At 58.0% G+C, this 15,605-nt stretch carries 13 protein-coding genes; 7 read left to right on the top strand and 6 right to left on the bottom strand.

Annotated elements, in window-relative coordinates:
- Positions 1 to 4: 4 nt before the first annotated feature.
- Positions 5 to 652 carry an HAD family hydrolase gene (locus tag QPL96_RS07120; protein WP_303286611.1) on the bottom strand — a complete coding sequence of 216 codons (648 nt, stop codon included), beginning with the start codon at positions 650 to 652 and terminating at the stop codon, positions 5 to 7.
- A complete protein-coding gene (rluC, locus tag QPL96_RS07115; protein ID WP_303286609.1) occupies positions 649 to 1,713 on the bottom strand; it encodes a 23S rRNA pseudouridine(955/2504/2580) synthase RluC in 1,065 nt (354 codons plus the stop codon). Before rluC ends, QPL96_RS07120 begins: the two co-directional genes overlap by 4 nt.
- 595 nt (positions 1,714 to 2,308) lie before the next feature.
- On the opposite strand from rluC, the gene rne reads away from it, so the two are divergent.
- Both rne and QPL96_RS07105 read left to right on the top strand, forming a co-directional pair.
- Positions 2,309 to 5,158 (top strand): ribonuclease E, encoded by a 2,850-nt coding sequence (gene rne, locus QPL96_RS07110; RefSeq protein ID WP_303286607.1) that lies wholly within the window; start codon positions 2,309 to 2,311, stop codon positions 5,156 to 5,158.
- Positions 5,159 to 5,161: 3 nt separating this feature from the next.
- The gene (locus tag QPL96_RS07105; protein WP_303286605.1) at positions 5,162 to 5,704 is read left to right on the top strand and encodes a YecA family protein; all 543 of its coding nucleotides are present in this window, start codon (positions 5,162 to 5,164) and stop codon (positions 5,702 to 5,704) included.
- On the opposite strand, the gene QPL96_RS07100 is transcribed toward QPL96_RS07105, so the two are convergent.
- On the bottom strand, positions 5,701 to 6,579 hold the full coding sequence (locus tag QPL96_RS07100; RefSeq protein ID WP_303286603.1) for a PHP domain-containing protein: 879 nt from the start codon (positions 6,577 to 6,579) through the stop codon (positions 5,701 to 5,703). The genes QPL96_RS07105 and QPL96_RS07100 overlap by 4 nt on opposite strands.
- 130 nt (positions 6,580 to 6,709) lie before the next feature.
- Here QPL96_RS07100 and QPL96_RS07095 point away from each other — a divergent pair, with 130 nt between their 5' ends.
- From QPL96_RS07095 to QPL96_RS07085, 3 genes are all read left to right on the top strand, one after another.
- Positions 6,710 to 7,009 carry a YciI family protein gene (locus tag QPL96_RS07095; protein WP_303286601.1) on the top strand — a complete coding sequence of 100 codons (300 nt, stop codon included), beginning with the start codon at positions 6,710 to 6,712 and terminating at the stop codon, positions 7,007 to 7,009.
- A 127-nt stretch (positions 7,010 to 7,136) separates the two neighbouring features.
- Entirely contained in the window at positions 7,137 to 7,805 is a 669-nt protein-coding gene (locus QPL96_RS07090; protein WP_303286828.1) for a TIGR04211 family SH3 domain-containing protein, read from the top strand.
- Between the two features lie 4 nt (positions 7,806 to 7,809).
- Positions 7,810 to 8,100, top strand: coding sequence for a PilZ domain-containing protein (locus QPL96_RS07085; protein ID WP_303286599.1), 291 nt, complete (start codon positions 7,810 to 7,812; stop codon positions 8,098 to 8,100).
- Positions 8,101 to 8,156: 56 nt separating this feature from the next.
- Here the strand turns inward: QPL96_RS07085 and rraA are convergent, their stop codons facing one another.
- Complete coding sequence (gene rraA, locus QPL96_RS07080) at positions 8,157 to 8,636, bottom strand: ribonuclease E activity regulator RraA (RefSeq protein ID WP_303286598.1); 480 nt, start codon at positions 8,634 to 8,636, stop codon at positions 8,157 to 8,159.
- Between the two features lie 31 nt (positions 8,637 to 8,667).
- On the bottom strand, positions 8,668 to 11,040 hold the full coding sequence (gene ppsA / locus QPL96_RS07075) for a phosphoenolpyruvate synthase (protein WP_303286597.1): 2,373 nt from the start codon (positions 11,038 to 11,040) through the stop codon (positions 8,668 to 8,670).
- A gap of 167 nt (positions 11,041 to 11,207) precedes the next feature.
- On the opposite strand from ppsA, the gene QPL96_RS07070 reads away from it, so the two are divergent.
- Positions 11,208 to 12,023: a pyruvate, water dikinase regulatory protein gene (locus QPL96_RS07070; RefSeq protein WP_303286596.1), complete on the top strand. Its 816-nt coding sequence runs from the start codon at positions 11,208 to 11,210 to the stop codon at positions 12,021 to 12,023.
- Positions 12,024 to 12,111: 88 nt separating this feature from the next.
- Here QPL96_RS07070 and QPL96_RS07065 read toward each other — a convergent pair whose 3' ends face one another.
- A complete protein-coding gene (locus QPL96_RS07065; protein WP_303286594.1) occupies positions 12,112 to 15,036 on the bottom strand; it encodes an insulinase family protein in 2,925 nt (974 codons plus the stop codon).
- A gap of 100 nt (positions 15,037 to 15,136) precedes the next feature.
- On the opposite strand from QPL96_RS07065, the gene QPL96_RS07060 reads away from it, so the two are divergent.
- Positions 15,137 to 15,598 (top strand): hypothetical protein, encoded by a 462-nt coding sequence (locus QPL96_RS07060; RefSeq protein ID WP_303286592.1) that lies wholly within the window; start codon positions 15,137 to 15,139, stop codon positions 15,596 to 15,598.
- Positions 15,599 to 15,605: the final 7 nt, after the last annotated feature.

The raw sequence follows: 15,605 nt of genomic DNA, 5'->3' as shown, positions 1-15,605 counted from the left end.
TCTCTCAGAGCCCAAGTACCCGGCGCAGGCCGGGCACGGTATCAACAATAGCATGGGGCGAATAGTCACCCAGAACATCGCGCTTGTGTACACCCCACTCGACACCGATGGAAGGCATTCCGATACGCCGGGCCATTTCGAGGTCGTAGCGGGTGTCACCAATCATTACCGCATCACCCGGTTCGATTCCATAGAAACTCAGAATCTCCTCAAGCATGGCAGGGTCAGGTTTTGAGCGGGTCTCATCCGCGCAGCGGGTGATTTCGAAGTAACCGCCAAGGCCACTGGAATCCAGGGCGAAATCCAACCCGCGACGACTCTTGCCAGTGGCAACGGAACAGCTTCGGCCAGAACCGCGAAGGTCAGCAACCACATCCGCCATGCCCTCAAACACGTTCTGAGGCGTGGTGACCTTGCTGAAGAAGTAGCGGGCGTAACCTTCCCGGATAGCGCTCATCTCTTCCCGGCCGATACCCGGGTAAAGCTTCTCCAGCGCCTCGACCATGCCAAGACCGATAATATCGCGGTAGGCCTCAGGTTCCAGGGCCGGGTAGCCCAGATCGGTTGCAGCCTGATGCAGACTGCCTGCGATGTGCTCAACCGAGTCCACCAGGGTCCCGTCCCAGTCAAAAATAACCACTCTGACATTCATCGAACTGTTCCTTTGAGGCGCCCGGAAAGCTTCCCGAGCATGTCGCTAAATGCATCGTCGTAGGGTGCCTCCAGGCGCATGGATTCATCAGAGGCCGGCAGGGTAAATTCAAGCGTCCGGGCGTGCAGCATAAGGCGCTGACCACCAATCGCCCGAAATGCCTTGAGGCTGACATCATCCATATACTTGTCGTCACCTGCAACCGGATGACCCGCCCAGGCACTGTGGACCCTGATCTGGTGTGTTCGCCCGGTTATAGGTGAGGCCTCCACCAGGCTGTAGCCCTGATAACGATAAAGGCAACGGAAGGCAGTCAATGAAACTTTCCCCGATTGGTCAACCTTCACCCGACGCTCGCCATTGGGCATCTCGTAACGCAGAAGGGGAGCATCAACCCGGTCAACACTGGCCGGCCAGTCGCCCGCCACCAACGCATGGTAGTGCTTTCTTATCCGGTTCTGGCGAAGCTCGTCCTGCAGATAGCGCAATGCTGAGCGCTTCTTGGCCACCATGACCAAGCCGGACGTGTCACGATCCAGCCGATGCACAAGCTCCAGAAACCTGGCCGATGGCCGGGCCGAACGCAGGACCTCAATCAGACCGAAACTCAGGCCACTGCCGCCATGAACGGCAATGCCTGAGGGCTTGTTGACCACAAGCATCTGTTCATTCTCGAAAAGGATCGCGGCCTCAACGACCCCCTGCACCCGGGAGCCGGGCGCGACCTGCTCCGGTTTTTCCTTGCGAATTACGGGAGGAATCCGCACCTGATCGCCGGCTTTCAGCCGGGTGTCTGGCCTCACCCGCCCCTTGTTGACCCGAACCTCGCCCTTTCTGACCATCCGATAGATAATACTCTTTGGCACGCCACGCAGCTGCGCCAAAAGAAAATTATCCACCCTCTGACCTTCGTTGTCCTCATCCACAGTAACCCAAAGCACGCCCTGGCGAGCGTCGCCGCGGTGTGACGCCACATCACCTCCCCCCCTTTCCATGGGCGTTGGTGCCGCCTTGTCGGACCTGACTCTGGCTGGCTTCTTGTTCGCACGCTTGCGGGACATGGAATTCCTATGGTAGTGACTGAATACAGGATTGAACGGCAACCTGAATACTGTTATATTTCGGCGTGCTCTGCCGTTTGTCTACGGCCTGATCAGCTCAAGTCAGAAGCCGGAGCGGCAGAAGTATACCGACACTATTCGAGAGTTTGAACGCCGTGCACCCAATCATTACCGGGAACGGCGAAGTAAATGCTCCCGGAGCACCAGGCCAGATCTTGGAAAGACTGAACCCTGCTCCCCCGGGAGAAGAAAAACCGCGCAGAAAACCGCGGGCGACATCGCGAAGAATCATTGCCACGCAGGGCCGGGCCGTCCAGCTTACGAATACGACGTGAGACCCAGGCACCTGAGTGAACCTGAAAACGGATAACATGCGTCAACAGACACGAACCTTACACGACCGCCCCCTGCCTACAGGCAGCCGGATCGTCGGCGTTGGTCTCAGACCGAAAGGATCAACCCCCCGAAGGGTCTGATTCGTCTGGCCGCCGGTCCGCCCTTGAGGTAACAGGGCCCACGGTACGCACATCCTGCTTCGCTGATGCGATCCCCTCCGGTTTTCTGTCAAACCAAACGACAGGAACTCTTTCTTTCCATGAAAAGAATGCTTATCAATGCAACTCATCCTGAAGAGTTGCGCGTCGCCCTCGTTGACGGCCAGCGTCTGTTTGATCTCGATATCGAATCCAGCTCCCGCGAGCAGAAGAAAGCCAACGTATATAAGGGTCGCATTACCCGCGTTGAGCCCAGCCTCGAAGCTGCGTTCGTCGATTTCGGCGCTGATCGCCACGGCTTTTTGCCCCTGAAGGAAATCTCCAAGGAATACTTCAGGAAATCCCCAGGTCAGATTGAGGGCAAGGTCAACATCAAGGATGTGGTCTCCGAAGGCCAGGAAGTCATCGTCCAGGTCGACAAGGAAGAACGTGGTAACAAGGGCGCCGCCCTGACGACCTTTATTTCCCTGGCCGGCCGCTATCTGGTCCTCATGCCCAACAACCCCCGTGCCGGTGGTATTTCCCGCCGCATTGAGGGCGACGAGCGGGCCCAGCTCAAAGATGCCATGAACAATGTCCAGGTACCGAAATCCATGGGCATCATCGTTCGTACCGCCGGCATTGGCCGGACCACCGAAGAGCTGCAGTGGGATCTGGATTACCTGGTTCAGTTCTGGGAAGCCATTTCCCAGGCCGCGGGCGAGCGCAAGGCGCCGTTCCTGATTCACCAGGAAAGCAACGTTATTATCCGTGCCGTACGTGACTACCTTCGCCAGGATATTGGCGAGGTTCTGATCGATTCTGATGGCGTATATGAGGACGTACTGAATTTCGTCCGCGCGGTCATGCCGACGTTCGAGAACAAGATCAAGCTTTACAAGGACGAAATCCCGCTGTTCAGCCGTTATCAGATCGAAGGCCAGATCGAGACCGCATTCCAGCGGGAAGTGAAGTTGCCGTCCGGCGGTTCAATTGTTATCGATCCAACCGAAGCGCTGGTTTCCATCGACATCAACTCCTCCCGTGCCACCAAGGGCCATGACATCGAGGAAACCGCCCTCCAGACCAACCTGGAAGCGGCCGAGGAAATCGCCCGCCAGCTGCGCCTGCGTGACATGGGCGGCCTGATTGTCATCGATTTCATCGACATGACTCCCGCCAGGCACCAGCGGGAAGTTGAACAGAAGATCCGTGAGGCCCTGGAAATTGACCGGGCGCGGGTTCAGGTCGGGAAGATTTCGCGATTTGGCCTGCTTGAGATGTCCCGTCAGCGCCTGCGCCCCTCCCTCGGAGAAACCCGCAGCGAGGTTTGCCCGCGTTGCGAAGGCCAGGGCACCATCCGGGGCATTGAATCCCTCGCCCTGAGCATCATGCGCCTGATCTACGAAGAGTCCTCGAAAGACAAGACCGGCGAAGTGCGGGCTATTGTTCCCGTGTCTGTTGCCACTTTCCTTTTGAACGAAAAGCGCAAGCAACTGGCAGATATCGAGGCGCGCCAGGAAGTGAGTGTCGTCGTGGTGCCCGTGCCGCACATGGAAACACCGCACTTCGAAATCGTCCGGATGCGCGACGACGAAACAACGCCCGAGCATATCTCCAGCCACCAGGTGGCCCAGGAATACAGCGAGCGTGAAGAGGAAATCTTCGAAGCCCCGGTCGCGGAAAAACCGGTTCGTGAACAGGCAGCCGTACGGGCGGTTCGTCCCAGTGCGCCCGCGCCCGCTCCGGCACCCAGGGCTGCCGAAGCCGTTGATCAGGAAGAAGGCCTGTTCCGCCGCCTTGGCCGCAAGATTGCCGGCTTCTTCAGCGGTGAGGAAGAACCGCAAACCGAGACCAGCGAAAAGAGCAGAAGCCAGCGTGAGGATCGCCGCAATCAGGGCCGCCAGGATCGTCGAAAATCCCGCGTAGCCCGTGGTGACGACCAGCGTTCCGGCGGCAACCGCAGCGGCAATGAACGCCGCCAGGGCGGCCCGCAAGGCCGTGACGAGGACAACCGTGGCCGCAATCGCAATCGCAAAGATGACCCGAACCGCGGTAACCAGAATCGCCAGGGCCCGGATACCAGGGACAGCGACACTAAAGGCGACAACAAAAGCGACAGCAAGGGCACTGACAACCGCCGGGACAGCCAGGGCCGTGGGCGCAACAAACCTCAGCGGGACCAGAAGGACAACAGCCCGCAGGAAAGCGCCGCCAAGCCAGCCGGTGGCGAAAAAACCGCGTCTGACGAAAAGCGCCGCAAGCCCCGCCGTCAGCGTAATCGCGATGGCTCTCCGGCGGAAAACCCGGCCTCCACGCCAGCGGATCGCAAGGCAGTCCGAAGCGAAAAGCACCAAAAAGACACCCAGCCTGAGCTTAGTTCCGAAGGCGACAAGCCTGTGACGAAAGCCGGGCAGCCACGGGATAGCCGTGAAAAGGCTTCTGAAAAACCTGAAAACAAGGCAGCCGCGCCGATTCAGAAGGACGCGCCGAAGCAAGATCCGAAACAGGGCCAGGCCGACCAGCCTGCTGTTTCGGAAGCGTCTTCTGGCAGCCAGGCGCCAGAGCAGGCGAAAGAGGCACCGAAAGCCGAATCGGAAAAGAGAGCAGAAGCTGAACCAAAGCAACCTGCCAAGACCCAAAAAGCGCCTGAGACCGCTTCCGGGCAGCCGACCGGCGGCTCTGAAGCGCCAGCCCCTGCCGAAAAGCCACAAGCGGCCGCAGCGCCGAAGCCCACCGCTCCGAAAAAGGCGGCCCCGAAAGGGCAGCCCGGGCCAGAGCCGTCTCTGGCCCCGGATGCGCAGCCTGAAAAGACTGACAAGCCTGAGGCTGAGACCACCAAAACGGACGCATCTGCCGAAACACCGGCCGTCAATATTCCGGTTACACCGGGACGTGCCTACAATGACCCACGAGAGGTCCGCAAGCGCCAGAGGGCTGCGGAAGAGGCCAAAAAGACCGGGAGTAACTAACTGATGCTATCGAACTCCGACATAGAGGCGCTGGAAGACATTCTCTTTGCCGAACCCTGGGGCGATGACGCCCTGGATTTCTTCGGCTTCCACGGGGTTGTCTGCGCCAGCGTCGTTGGCCCTGCTGACCTGGGTGCGGAAGAAGTCTTCCGTCTCGCCACAGGTATCGATGAGGCGCCCGATGGCGGGGTTCCTGAGGTGTTCAGGCGCTGTGCCGAGCAGCTGGCCGGAGCCATGGCTCACGCTCTGGATATGGGCCAGGCCCTGGAATTGCCGGAACCGGAAGACGGCGACCCCATGAACGCGCTGGAGAATTGGTGTGCCGGGTTCGTGGATACTTTCCTTGCGCACGAGGAACAGTGGCTGGACGCTGCCAGCGAAGAGGAAACCGCCGACCTGATGGTGCCCATGCTTGCGCTGTCGGGGCTGTTCGATGACGAGGATTTTCAGAAGGTTCGCAACAGCGACAAGCTGTCCCGGCACATGGCCGATGCCATTCCCGATTCACTGACCGATCTGTATCTCCTGTTTCACGCGCCGGATTAAACCGGCGCAGGACTCAGAATTGGCTGCCTGAATGAATGCCAGACCGGCTCAAGCCCGTCTGGCATTTTCGTGATGCGACCAAGCTCACACCAGGGTGCTCCGGGAAAGTGAAAATCACTGCCCTGAGATGCCAACAACCCTTCCCTTCGGCACAGCGCCGCCAGAAATCCCAGATCCCCGCTGGACTGCCCCGAAGTGGAAACTTCAATCGCCTGCCCTTCTGCCCTCCGGAAATCGGCCGTCAGCGCCCGGAGTTTGGTGGCAGTGAGCTGGTACTTACGTGGGTGGGCGAGAACAGCAATTCCGCCCGCCTCATTAATCCAGCGAACCACCTCCGGCAGTTCGGGCCAGTAGGCTTTTACGTCACCGGCCTTGCCGTTGCCCAGATAACGCTTGAACGCCTGCGCGGGGTTACGCACGACACCCTCGCCAGTCAGGACCGCGGCAAAATGCGGACGGCCCGGGACATCGCCGCCCGCAGCAGCGGTTGCCTGCTCCAGCAGATCATCGATGCCAAGCTTGCTCAGCCGTTCGGCAATCATCCTTGCCCGGGCCCGGCGATTCTCGTTTTGCTGCGCCAGGGCGCTCTGGAATCCAGCATTGTCCGGATCGAAATCCAGCCCAACAACATGAATGGTACGGCTTTTCCAGAGGCAGGACAGTTCCACCCCGGGAATCAGGGTGACACCATGCTTCCCCGCCGCATCCCAGGCTTCGGCGAATCCGGCAATGGTGTCATGATCGGTCAATGCAAGGTGGCTGACACCGCGCTCGGCTGCGCGCTCAAGCAGCGCCGACGGTGATAGCGCGCCATCCGAGGCGGTACTGTGGCAATGCAGATCAATGCACAAAACCGGGTCTTGCGGTATAGTCACGAAACATCCTGAATCAGCGGGTAACGGGCGATATGCCATGGTTGGAGATTGTACCAGTCATCGCTGGCGCTGCACGACTGCTGATTATTTATCAGCCAGTAACGTCAGGAACTTCAATCCGGAGAGCTGAATGTATTACGCCATTATCAGTGAAGATGTCGAAAACAGCCTGCCGCTGCGCCAGACTGCGCGACCCGCTCACACCGAGCGCCTGCAGGCACTGAAAGCCGAGGGCAGATTGCTTGTTGCCGGCCCGCACCCCGCCCTGGACACACCGGAACCGGGTGATGCCGGCTTTACCGGCAGCCTGGTGATTGCCGAGTTCGACTCGCTGGAGGCAGCACAGGCATGGGCGGATTCTGACCCCTACATTGAGGCCGGCGTATACGAGAGGGTTACCGTGAAACCATTCAAGGCTGTTTTACCATGATCGCTTGCGCTGCAGCATGAGTTTATTGTAATGATGGCTCGCTTGCACAGCCACACATCTGTGACAAAATTGCGCTTTTAATCATGCCCAGACTTCATTCAGAGAATTTCAGGGAACGTAACCAGTGATGCTTTTTCGCCTCGCCATCAGCGTGTTGTTTGCAGTGTTGTCAATTGCCGTTGCCCAGGCGAAAACAGTCTGGGTGGACGATCAGTTGTACCTTCCGGTGAGGTCTGGCGCAGGTACCCAGTACCGGATTATCGAGAATGCCGTGCCCAGCGGGACGCCCCTGGAAGTGCTTGATGCCTCCGATCCGGCTTATACCCTGGTTCGCACCCCCAAGGGTACAGAGGGCTGGGTCTCCAGCCAATACCTGAGTGAAACACCCATCGCCGCCGACCGCCTCCGGACAGCCAACAAGCAGTTGGAAAATACCCGTGCGGAACTCGCCCGGGTAAAAGAGCAACTGACCCAGGTAACCAGCGAACGGGACGCTCTGGAAAACTCTGAATCGTCGCTTTCGAACCGCTCCCAGGAACTCCAGGAAGAGCTTCAGCGCATCAAGAGTATCGCATCCGACTCTATCAACCTGGCGCGCCGTAACCGCGAACTCCTTGAGGAAAACCAGAAGATCCGCAACGACCTTGAGGTCCTTACCGCGGAAAACGAACGTCTCGAAGCCAGCAAGGAGTACGACTTCATGCTACTCGGTGCCGGCCTGGTCCTCGGCGGTGTGTTGCTGGCACTGATTATTCCGATGCTCAAACCAACAAGAAAAACAGACAACTGGGCCTGACGCCATGAAGGATTACTCGGAAAAGCGCGACTTTCACCGCATGCAGGTGAACTCTGAAATCGACATTACCGACAGTCAGGGCAACAGGTTCACCGGCGTCTGCCGCAACCTGAGTGCAGCCGGTATGCAGCTCTATGTCGGGCGTGAGATAGCCGTTGGCGAAGAACTGCAAACGATCCTCCACCCGACCAGCGATCAGTTTCCGCCACTGGAAACGGCATGCGAAGTCATTCGGTGCGAACCGGAGGGTGACGGCTACCTGCTCGGAACGAACATCAGCGAAGTGACTCGCTGAACAATCAACGGCGGCCAGTAGCCGCCGTTGATTGTTCCTGCAAGATAGCTTCTGGATCAGACCAGGGGCTTCTCCGAAACAACAATGCCGTTGTTGTCGGCATAGACATAATGACCCGGGTGGAAGGTTACGCCGTGGAAGGCAACCGGCACATTCAGGTCGCCAAGTCCGCGTTTTTCACTTTTCCGGGGATGAGTCCCCAGGGCCTGAACGCCCAGTGGGGTGCTGCCAATCTCGTCTACGTCCCGAACACAGCCATAGATAATCAGGCCGGCCCAACCGTTGCTGGCGGCTTTCTCCGCCAACATGTCGCCCAGCAGTGCATGGCGCCTTGAGGCACCACCATCCACCACCATAACCCGACCATTGCCGGGCTGGCCAACCTGCTCCTTCACCACGGAATTGTCTTCAAAGCATTTCACGGTAACGATCTCGCCGCCAAACGCCTTGTTACCACCGTAGTTGTTAAAGCCGGGCGCCACAACCTGCACTTCCGGAAACTCGTCGCACAGGTCCGGAGTAATAATCCGTGTCACTTTGCCGCTCTCCTTATCCTGCAAAAGGTAGTCAGTCGATCGTTTCGTCGGCCAGGAAAAACCAGGTATCCAGCACCGAATCCGGATTCAGGGAAACGGAATCAATGCCCTGATCCATCAGCCACTTGGCAAGATCCGGATGATCCGATGGCCCCTGCCCGCAGATGCCAATGTACTTATCCGCATTCTTGCAGGCCTGAATGGCGCTGGCCAGCAATGCCTTGACGGCGTCGTTACGCTCATCGAACAGGTGGGCGATGATGCCGGAATCCCGGTCCAGCCCCAGGGTAAGTTGAGTCAGATCATTGGAGCCAATGGAGAAGCCGTCAAAGTGCTCAAGGAACTGTTCGGCGAGAATCGCGTTGGCCGGCAGCTCACACATCATGATGACACGAAGGCCGTTTTCACCCCGCTTCAGACCATTCTCCGCCAGCAGGCTAACCACCTGTTCCGCCTCACCAACGGTGCGAACAAACGGCACCATCACTTCCACATTGGTCAGCCCCATCTCGTTGCGCACTTTTTTCAGGGCGCGGCATTCCAGTTCAAAGCAATCGCGGAACGTTTCGGAAATGTAGCGGGATGCGCCACGGAAACCCAGCATCGGATTTTCTTCATCCGGCTCGTACAGGGTGCCGCCAATCAGGTTGGCGTACTCGTTGGACTTGAAGTCCGACAGCCGCACAATGACCTTTTTCGGCGCAAATGCGGCTGCCAGGGTGGAAATACCTTCCACCAGTTTGTCCACGTAGAAATCGACCGGAGACGAATAACCCGAAATGCGCTTTTCAACGGTCTGCCTGATGTCCCGGGGCAACCCGTCAAAGTTCAGCAGGGCCTTTGGATGCACGCCAATCATCCGGTTGATGATGAACTCGAGGCGGGCCAGACCGACGCCTTCATTGGGCAACGCCTGGAAATCAAAGGCACGGTCCGGGTTGCCAACGTTCATCATGATCTTGAATGGAATATCGGGCATGGAGTCAACGGTATTTTCCCGCAGCTCGAATTCCAGGGCACCTTCGTAAATCAGACCGGTATCGCCTTCGGCACAGGAAACCGTCACTTCCTGACCATCTTTCAAAACCTCGGTCGCGTCACCACAACCCACCACCGCCGGAATACCCAGCTCACGGGCAATTATGGCTGCGTGGCAGGTACGACCGCCTCGATCCGTCACGATGGCGGAGGCCCGCTTCATTACCGGTTCCCAGTCCGGATCGGTCATGTCTGTCACCAGCACGTCACCGGCCTGAACGCGGTCCATTTCCTTGATACTGGTAATAACCTTCACCGGGCCGCTGCCAATCTTGTGGCCGATACTGCGACCTTCCACCAGCACCTTGCCGGTTTCGTTCAACAGGTACCGCTCCATCACGTTGGCGGAGACGCGGCTCTTGACGGTTTCAGGGCGGGCCTGGACGATGTAGATCTTGCCGTCGTCGCCATCCTTCGCCCATTCGATATCCATCGGGCGCTGGTAGTGCTTCTCGATAATCATTGCCTGGCGTGCCAGATCTTCCACCTCGGCATCGGTAATACAGAAGCGATTACGCTCATCCGGCTCAACCTTGACTGTTTCCACGAACTCGCCTTCACCGGGGCTTGAATGGTAAATCATCTTGATGGCCTTGCTGCCCAGATTGCGGCGCAATACCGCCGGGCGGCCAGCCTCCAATGTCGGCTTGTGGACATAGAATTCATCCGGGTTCACGGCACCCTGAACGACGGTTTCGCCGAGGCCATAAGAGGCCGTTACAAAAACCACGTCCCGGAACCCGGATTCGGTGTCGAGGGTGAACATAACGCCACTGGCCGCTGTTTCACTGCGCACCATTTTCTGAATGCCAGCAGAAAGAGCGACCATCTTGTGATCAAAACCATGGTGGACACGGTAAGAGATGGCCCGGTCGTTGAACAGTGAAGCAAACACTTCTTTAACCGAGGTGCGCACCTGCTGAAGCCCTACCACGTTCAGGAAAGTTTCCTGCTGGCCGGCGAACGAGGCGTCTGGCAAGTCCTCGGCGGTGGCCGAGGAACGCACCGCAACGGCCATGTGATCGTTGCCATCCTGAAGTGCCGAGAACGCCTCTTCCAGGGCCTTTTCCAGGGCATCCGGGAAGGGTGTATCAATAATCCACTCACGAATCTGGGCGCCTACACGGGCCAGTTCGTTGACATCATTGATGTCCAGAGCATCCAGAACATTATCGATCCGCTCTTTCAGGCCGTCTTTGGCCAGAAATTCGCGGTAGGCGTGTGCTGTTGTGGCAAAACCACCTGGAACGGTAACACCTGCGTTGGCGAGATTACTGATCATTTCGCCGAGGGAGGCGTTCTTCCCGCCCACCCGGTCGACATCGGACATTCCCAGGTGGTCAAACCAGATAATGTAATCTTCCAAAGCATGTCTCCCTTGAGTCTGTGAAGCAAAGAGCAAAACCGGGCCAGCGATATCAAGCGGTAAAAGCAATATCCACTGCGGGGTCTCGAATTTGGCGTGTATGATACTGTAACCCGCGAAAATTACCTAGGGAACCACCCGCTGAATACGGAACCGGACAATACATCATGAAACGCACTGCTTTTTTCATTTCCGATGGCACCGGCCTGACTGCCGAGGCGCTGGGGCACAGTCTTCTGGCCCAGTTTGAAAAAATCGAGTTTGAGCGGGTGACCGTCCCCTACATTGCGGACGAGGAAAAGGCCCGGGAGATGGTTAAGCGCATCAATAAGGCCGCCGAAACAGACGGCGCGAGACCATTGGTTTTCGACACCATCGTGAACAGTGATATCCGGGATATCATCTCGACAGCCGGGGGTTTCATGGTGGATATTTTCGGAACCTTTCTCAATCCCCTGGAGCAGGAGTTGCAATCTTCCTCCTCCTATACCGTGGGAAAATCGCACTCAATCAACAACGAGGGCAGTTACGAGCGGCGGATCAAGGCCGTCAATTTTGCGCTGGATAACGACGATGGCGCCCGGACCCGGTATTACGATGAAGCGGACCTGATCCTGGTGGGGGCGTCGCGAAGCGGAAAAACCCCGACCTGCCTTTACCTTGCACTGCAATACGGCGTCAAGGCCGCCAATTATCCGATTACCGAGGAAGACCTGCAGGATCAGCAGATCCCGGCCGCCCTGAAGCCCCACAAGGAGAAAGTCTTCGGGCTGACCATCGATCCCGAGCGTCTCGCCACCATACGCAACGAGCGCCGCCCCAACTCAAGGTACTCCTCAGTCAGGCAGTGCATGCATGAAATCGAGGAAATCGAGCTGATGTACCGGCGTGAGCGCATTCCCTACCTGGATACCACGGCCTATTCAGTGGAAGAAATTTCGACACGGATTATGGTGGCCACCGGGCTGAAGCGGAATCGCTGAAGGGGCGGGAAGAGTGAAAAGGGGTTGGAAAAGGGGTCAGATGAAAGCTTTCATCTGACCCCGGTATGTCCTGCATTGCACCTCTGGTTTACAGTTCCTGAATAGCCAGGCCGAGTTTCTCCACCCTGGCCCGGTTCTCAGGACTGGTAACAACCGCGGTACTCGCCTTCTCTGGCATCAGCCAGGTACTGGAGACCCTTTTGAGATCATCCAGGGTAACGGCCAGAACACGCTCCCGGAACCGGGCCCTCTGCTCCGGAGTGCGGCCGAACAGCCTGTTGTGGAACGCATGGCGGGCCGCACCGGCCGGAGAGCGGGGCCTGTCGAGCTGGCCGATAACCCCGAGAATCGACTCTTCCAGTTCCTGGTATTCGTGGTCCGTTTCCTGCAGCCAGATCAGCGCCCTGTCGAAGTCCTCCAGAGTCTCTTCCAGGCGGGGATCCCGGTAGGAGAAGAAACGGAAGGTTCCGTTCACGCTGTCCTGCCCGGCACCACCACCGTAGGCGCCACCCTTTTCACGGATGGCACGGTGCAGGTAACCGTTACGCAGAAAACCACCAAGCACGGTCAGCGCCGCTGCATCCGGGTGGTCGACCGGCACAGTGCTATAAGCCCTGGCGCAGAAATTCACCTGCGTGGACGTCAGCCAGGCCTCTTGAGCGGTATAACTGACCGGCTCTATCTTCCAGTTGGAGCTGACAGATGCCGATACTTCCTGCCAGCAGGATCTGAGATCGTCAACCATGGCCGGAAGCTGCTCTTCCTCGCCAATCACCAGGAATTCCCGCCCCTGGTTACTGATTTTCTTATGCAGGGCTGACAGTTTCTCGCACAGGGCCGCCAGCTCATCCGGATCTTTCAGGGCCTGATCCAGCTGCTTGGTGCCCCGGATGCCAGCCAGACCGCCAAGGCGGAAGGACAGCCAGGCGCCCGGACTCATACCCTGGGAAGCCGCGCCCATGGCCAGGGCATGACCACTGCCTGTGACGGCCTGCTCGCGGCGGGCGCGGATCTGGGCAATGATTTCCCGAACCCGTTCTTTCTCGTCAAAGCGGGCACTGGTATAGACATCACGGAGCAACCGGGCCAATGCGCCGCGGTTGCGGGCCAGAGCCTTGCCATTAAAGATGATGTAACCGGACACCTCCTGAACATCGTCGATACGCCCCTTGGCACTGAACGCGGCACCAATGCCGCCGGATTCCGCGGAAATACGGTCCTGCATCTGCAGGTAATCCAGCTCTCCGCAACCCACCTCGGAAATCAGAGTAGTGTAATACGGAACCAGCAAAAGCTCTTCTTCAGTGAGCGCCGGCGCCGGTACAACCACCTGCTCATACACCAGCCCATTGGTTCCGCGGGCATAGGCCGTTGCCGAGATATCACCGTCGTAATGGCCTAGCGGTTCCGGCATTTGCAGTGGCACATCCGACAGATCGACCTTCGGCAGAATGGAGTCGTCGTCCTTGCGCATCTGGCGTTCTTCCAGCGCGCCGGCGCGCTGGACAATCATCCGTGCCTCATCCTCGGTAAGCTCCGCCTTACGACGGGCCAGCGCTTCCCGGACAGCTTCCTGGCGATGACTCTCCAGCTTTTCGTCCGGGCGCAATGTGAGTGTCACCCGGTGGGGGTTTTCCAGCAGCTTTTTGCGGATCAGGCCGGGCACATAGCCGGGGTCCCGGATCTTCTCGCGGAGCGTCGCCAGCACCGGCTCCAGATCGAGCAACTCAACAGGATCGCCGCCGTGAACCATCGGTCCAATCGCGCTCATGATCAGTTGCAGACCATAGGGGAACTGGTCACCGGCAATTTCACGCTGATGCAGCTCCAACTGGTGCAGTATGGCTTCCAGCCGTTCCTCACTGACACCCTCCTCCACTACCTTGCGCAGCGTTGCCTCCACCAGCGCCTCCAGATCATGATGTCTGCCGGGCTCGCTGCCTTCAATACCGCAGACGAAGGCCATCTCTCGATTGGAGTCCTCCAGGCCGCACATGGGCGATGGCGAGTGGCCGAGCCCGGTGGTTTCCAGCGCCCGCATCAGGGGCGAGGCACTGTTTTCAAGAAGTACTGCGGAAAGCAGTTGCCCTTCCAGGTTTTCCTGAAGGTCAAAGCTGTGGCCCAGGAGCCAGCCAACAACGATATGGGTCTTGTTGTCTGTACCCTCACCTTCGTTGACCGCATAGCCCTGTTCCACCCGAACCGGAGCATACATGCGCTTTTCGTCCCGGACCGGCAGGTCAATGTCCAGCCGGTCAAAGCGCTTCAGCGCCAATTCCTCGAACTTTTCGTGGTGCTCGCGAGCCGGAATATCGCCATAGGTGGCAAAAATCGCGTTGCTGGGGTGATAGTGATGGCGATAGAACTTCACCAGGTCATCGTAGGTGAGGTCGACAATATGATCCGGTTCGCCACCACTGTTGTAGTGATAGGTGGTGGTAGGGAACAGATGACCGCTCAGATCCTGCCATAACCGGGAGGTGGGCGAACTCATGGCGCCCTTCATTTCGTTATAGACAACCCCCCGGTAGACCAGATCGGTGGAAGGATCTTCCGGCTTGTCGAATTCCAGGCGATGGCCTTCCTGGGCGAAATCCAGCGGATCCAGCCTGGAGAAAAACACACAGTCCAGGTACACCGCCAGCAGGTTGTCAAAATCCTTCCGGTTCATGCTGGCGAAGGGGTACGCGGTCCAGTCGCTGCTGGTAAAGGCGTTCATAAACGTATTCAGTGACCGCCGGATCATCATGAAGAACGGATCGCGAACCGGATAACGTTCGCTGCCGCAGAGTGCGGTATGCTCGAGAATATGGGCAACGCCGGTTGAATCCATCGGGAAGGTACGCAGGGCCACGAAGAACACGTTCTCGTCGTTATCCGCCGCCAGATGCAGGTGCCGGGCCCCGGTTTTCTTGTGGCGATACTCCTCAACCTCAAGATTGAGCGTGCCAATCCGGTGACCGCGAAGCTTTTCAAAGGCCGGATGGGTTGCGTTGTCGATCACTGCAGCCATTCAAACTATCCTGTCTTTAAACAATTGGAGAATTGTAGGGTAACACGTAGTATCGATTATCATGCATTACTCCCGTAGCGATAAGGCACCCCACCAATCCATGACAACACCTGCACCTCACACCAAGGCTGTTGATGCCCCCGAGGTCGCTGCCTACTGGGCAGAACGACGCCGATATCTCGAGCGCATACGAAAGATTCCGGAAACCAGGCAGCGTTTCTGGCAGGAAGTTGCCATCTACCTGCTCCGCCGTGTGCTCTGGTCATTCGGATTTTTCCCGGTATTCCTGGCCTTCTGGATTCCGTTCGTGATGGCCAGCTTCAACCCTGTTGTCATGGCATCCGATCTGATTCCGCTGCTGGAGGCGTTCGTCAATTCCAACCCGGAGGTACAGGCCACCACTATCAGCACCCTGTTGATTGCCTGGGCCTCGATCGGATTCTTCTTCCTGGTGTTTGATTTTGTGCTTACCCCTTTTAAGTCGCCTTATGAATACGAAGCCGATGTGTACATGAAATCATGGGAACAGCTCAACCATGACCAGCTTCCGGATAAAGTGTGATTTGGCC

Origin of the sequence: Marinobacter sp. SS8-8 (assembly GCF_030540945.1) — a bacterium.
Taxonomy (GTDB): Bacteria; Pseudomonadota; Gammaproteobacteria; order Pseudomonadales; family Oleiphilaceae; genus Marinobacter.
The sequence above is the reverse complement of the archived record's forward strand: the minus strand, read 5'-3'. Positions and strand labels throughout refer to the sequence as shown.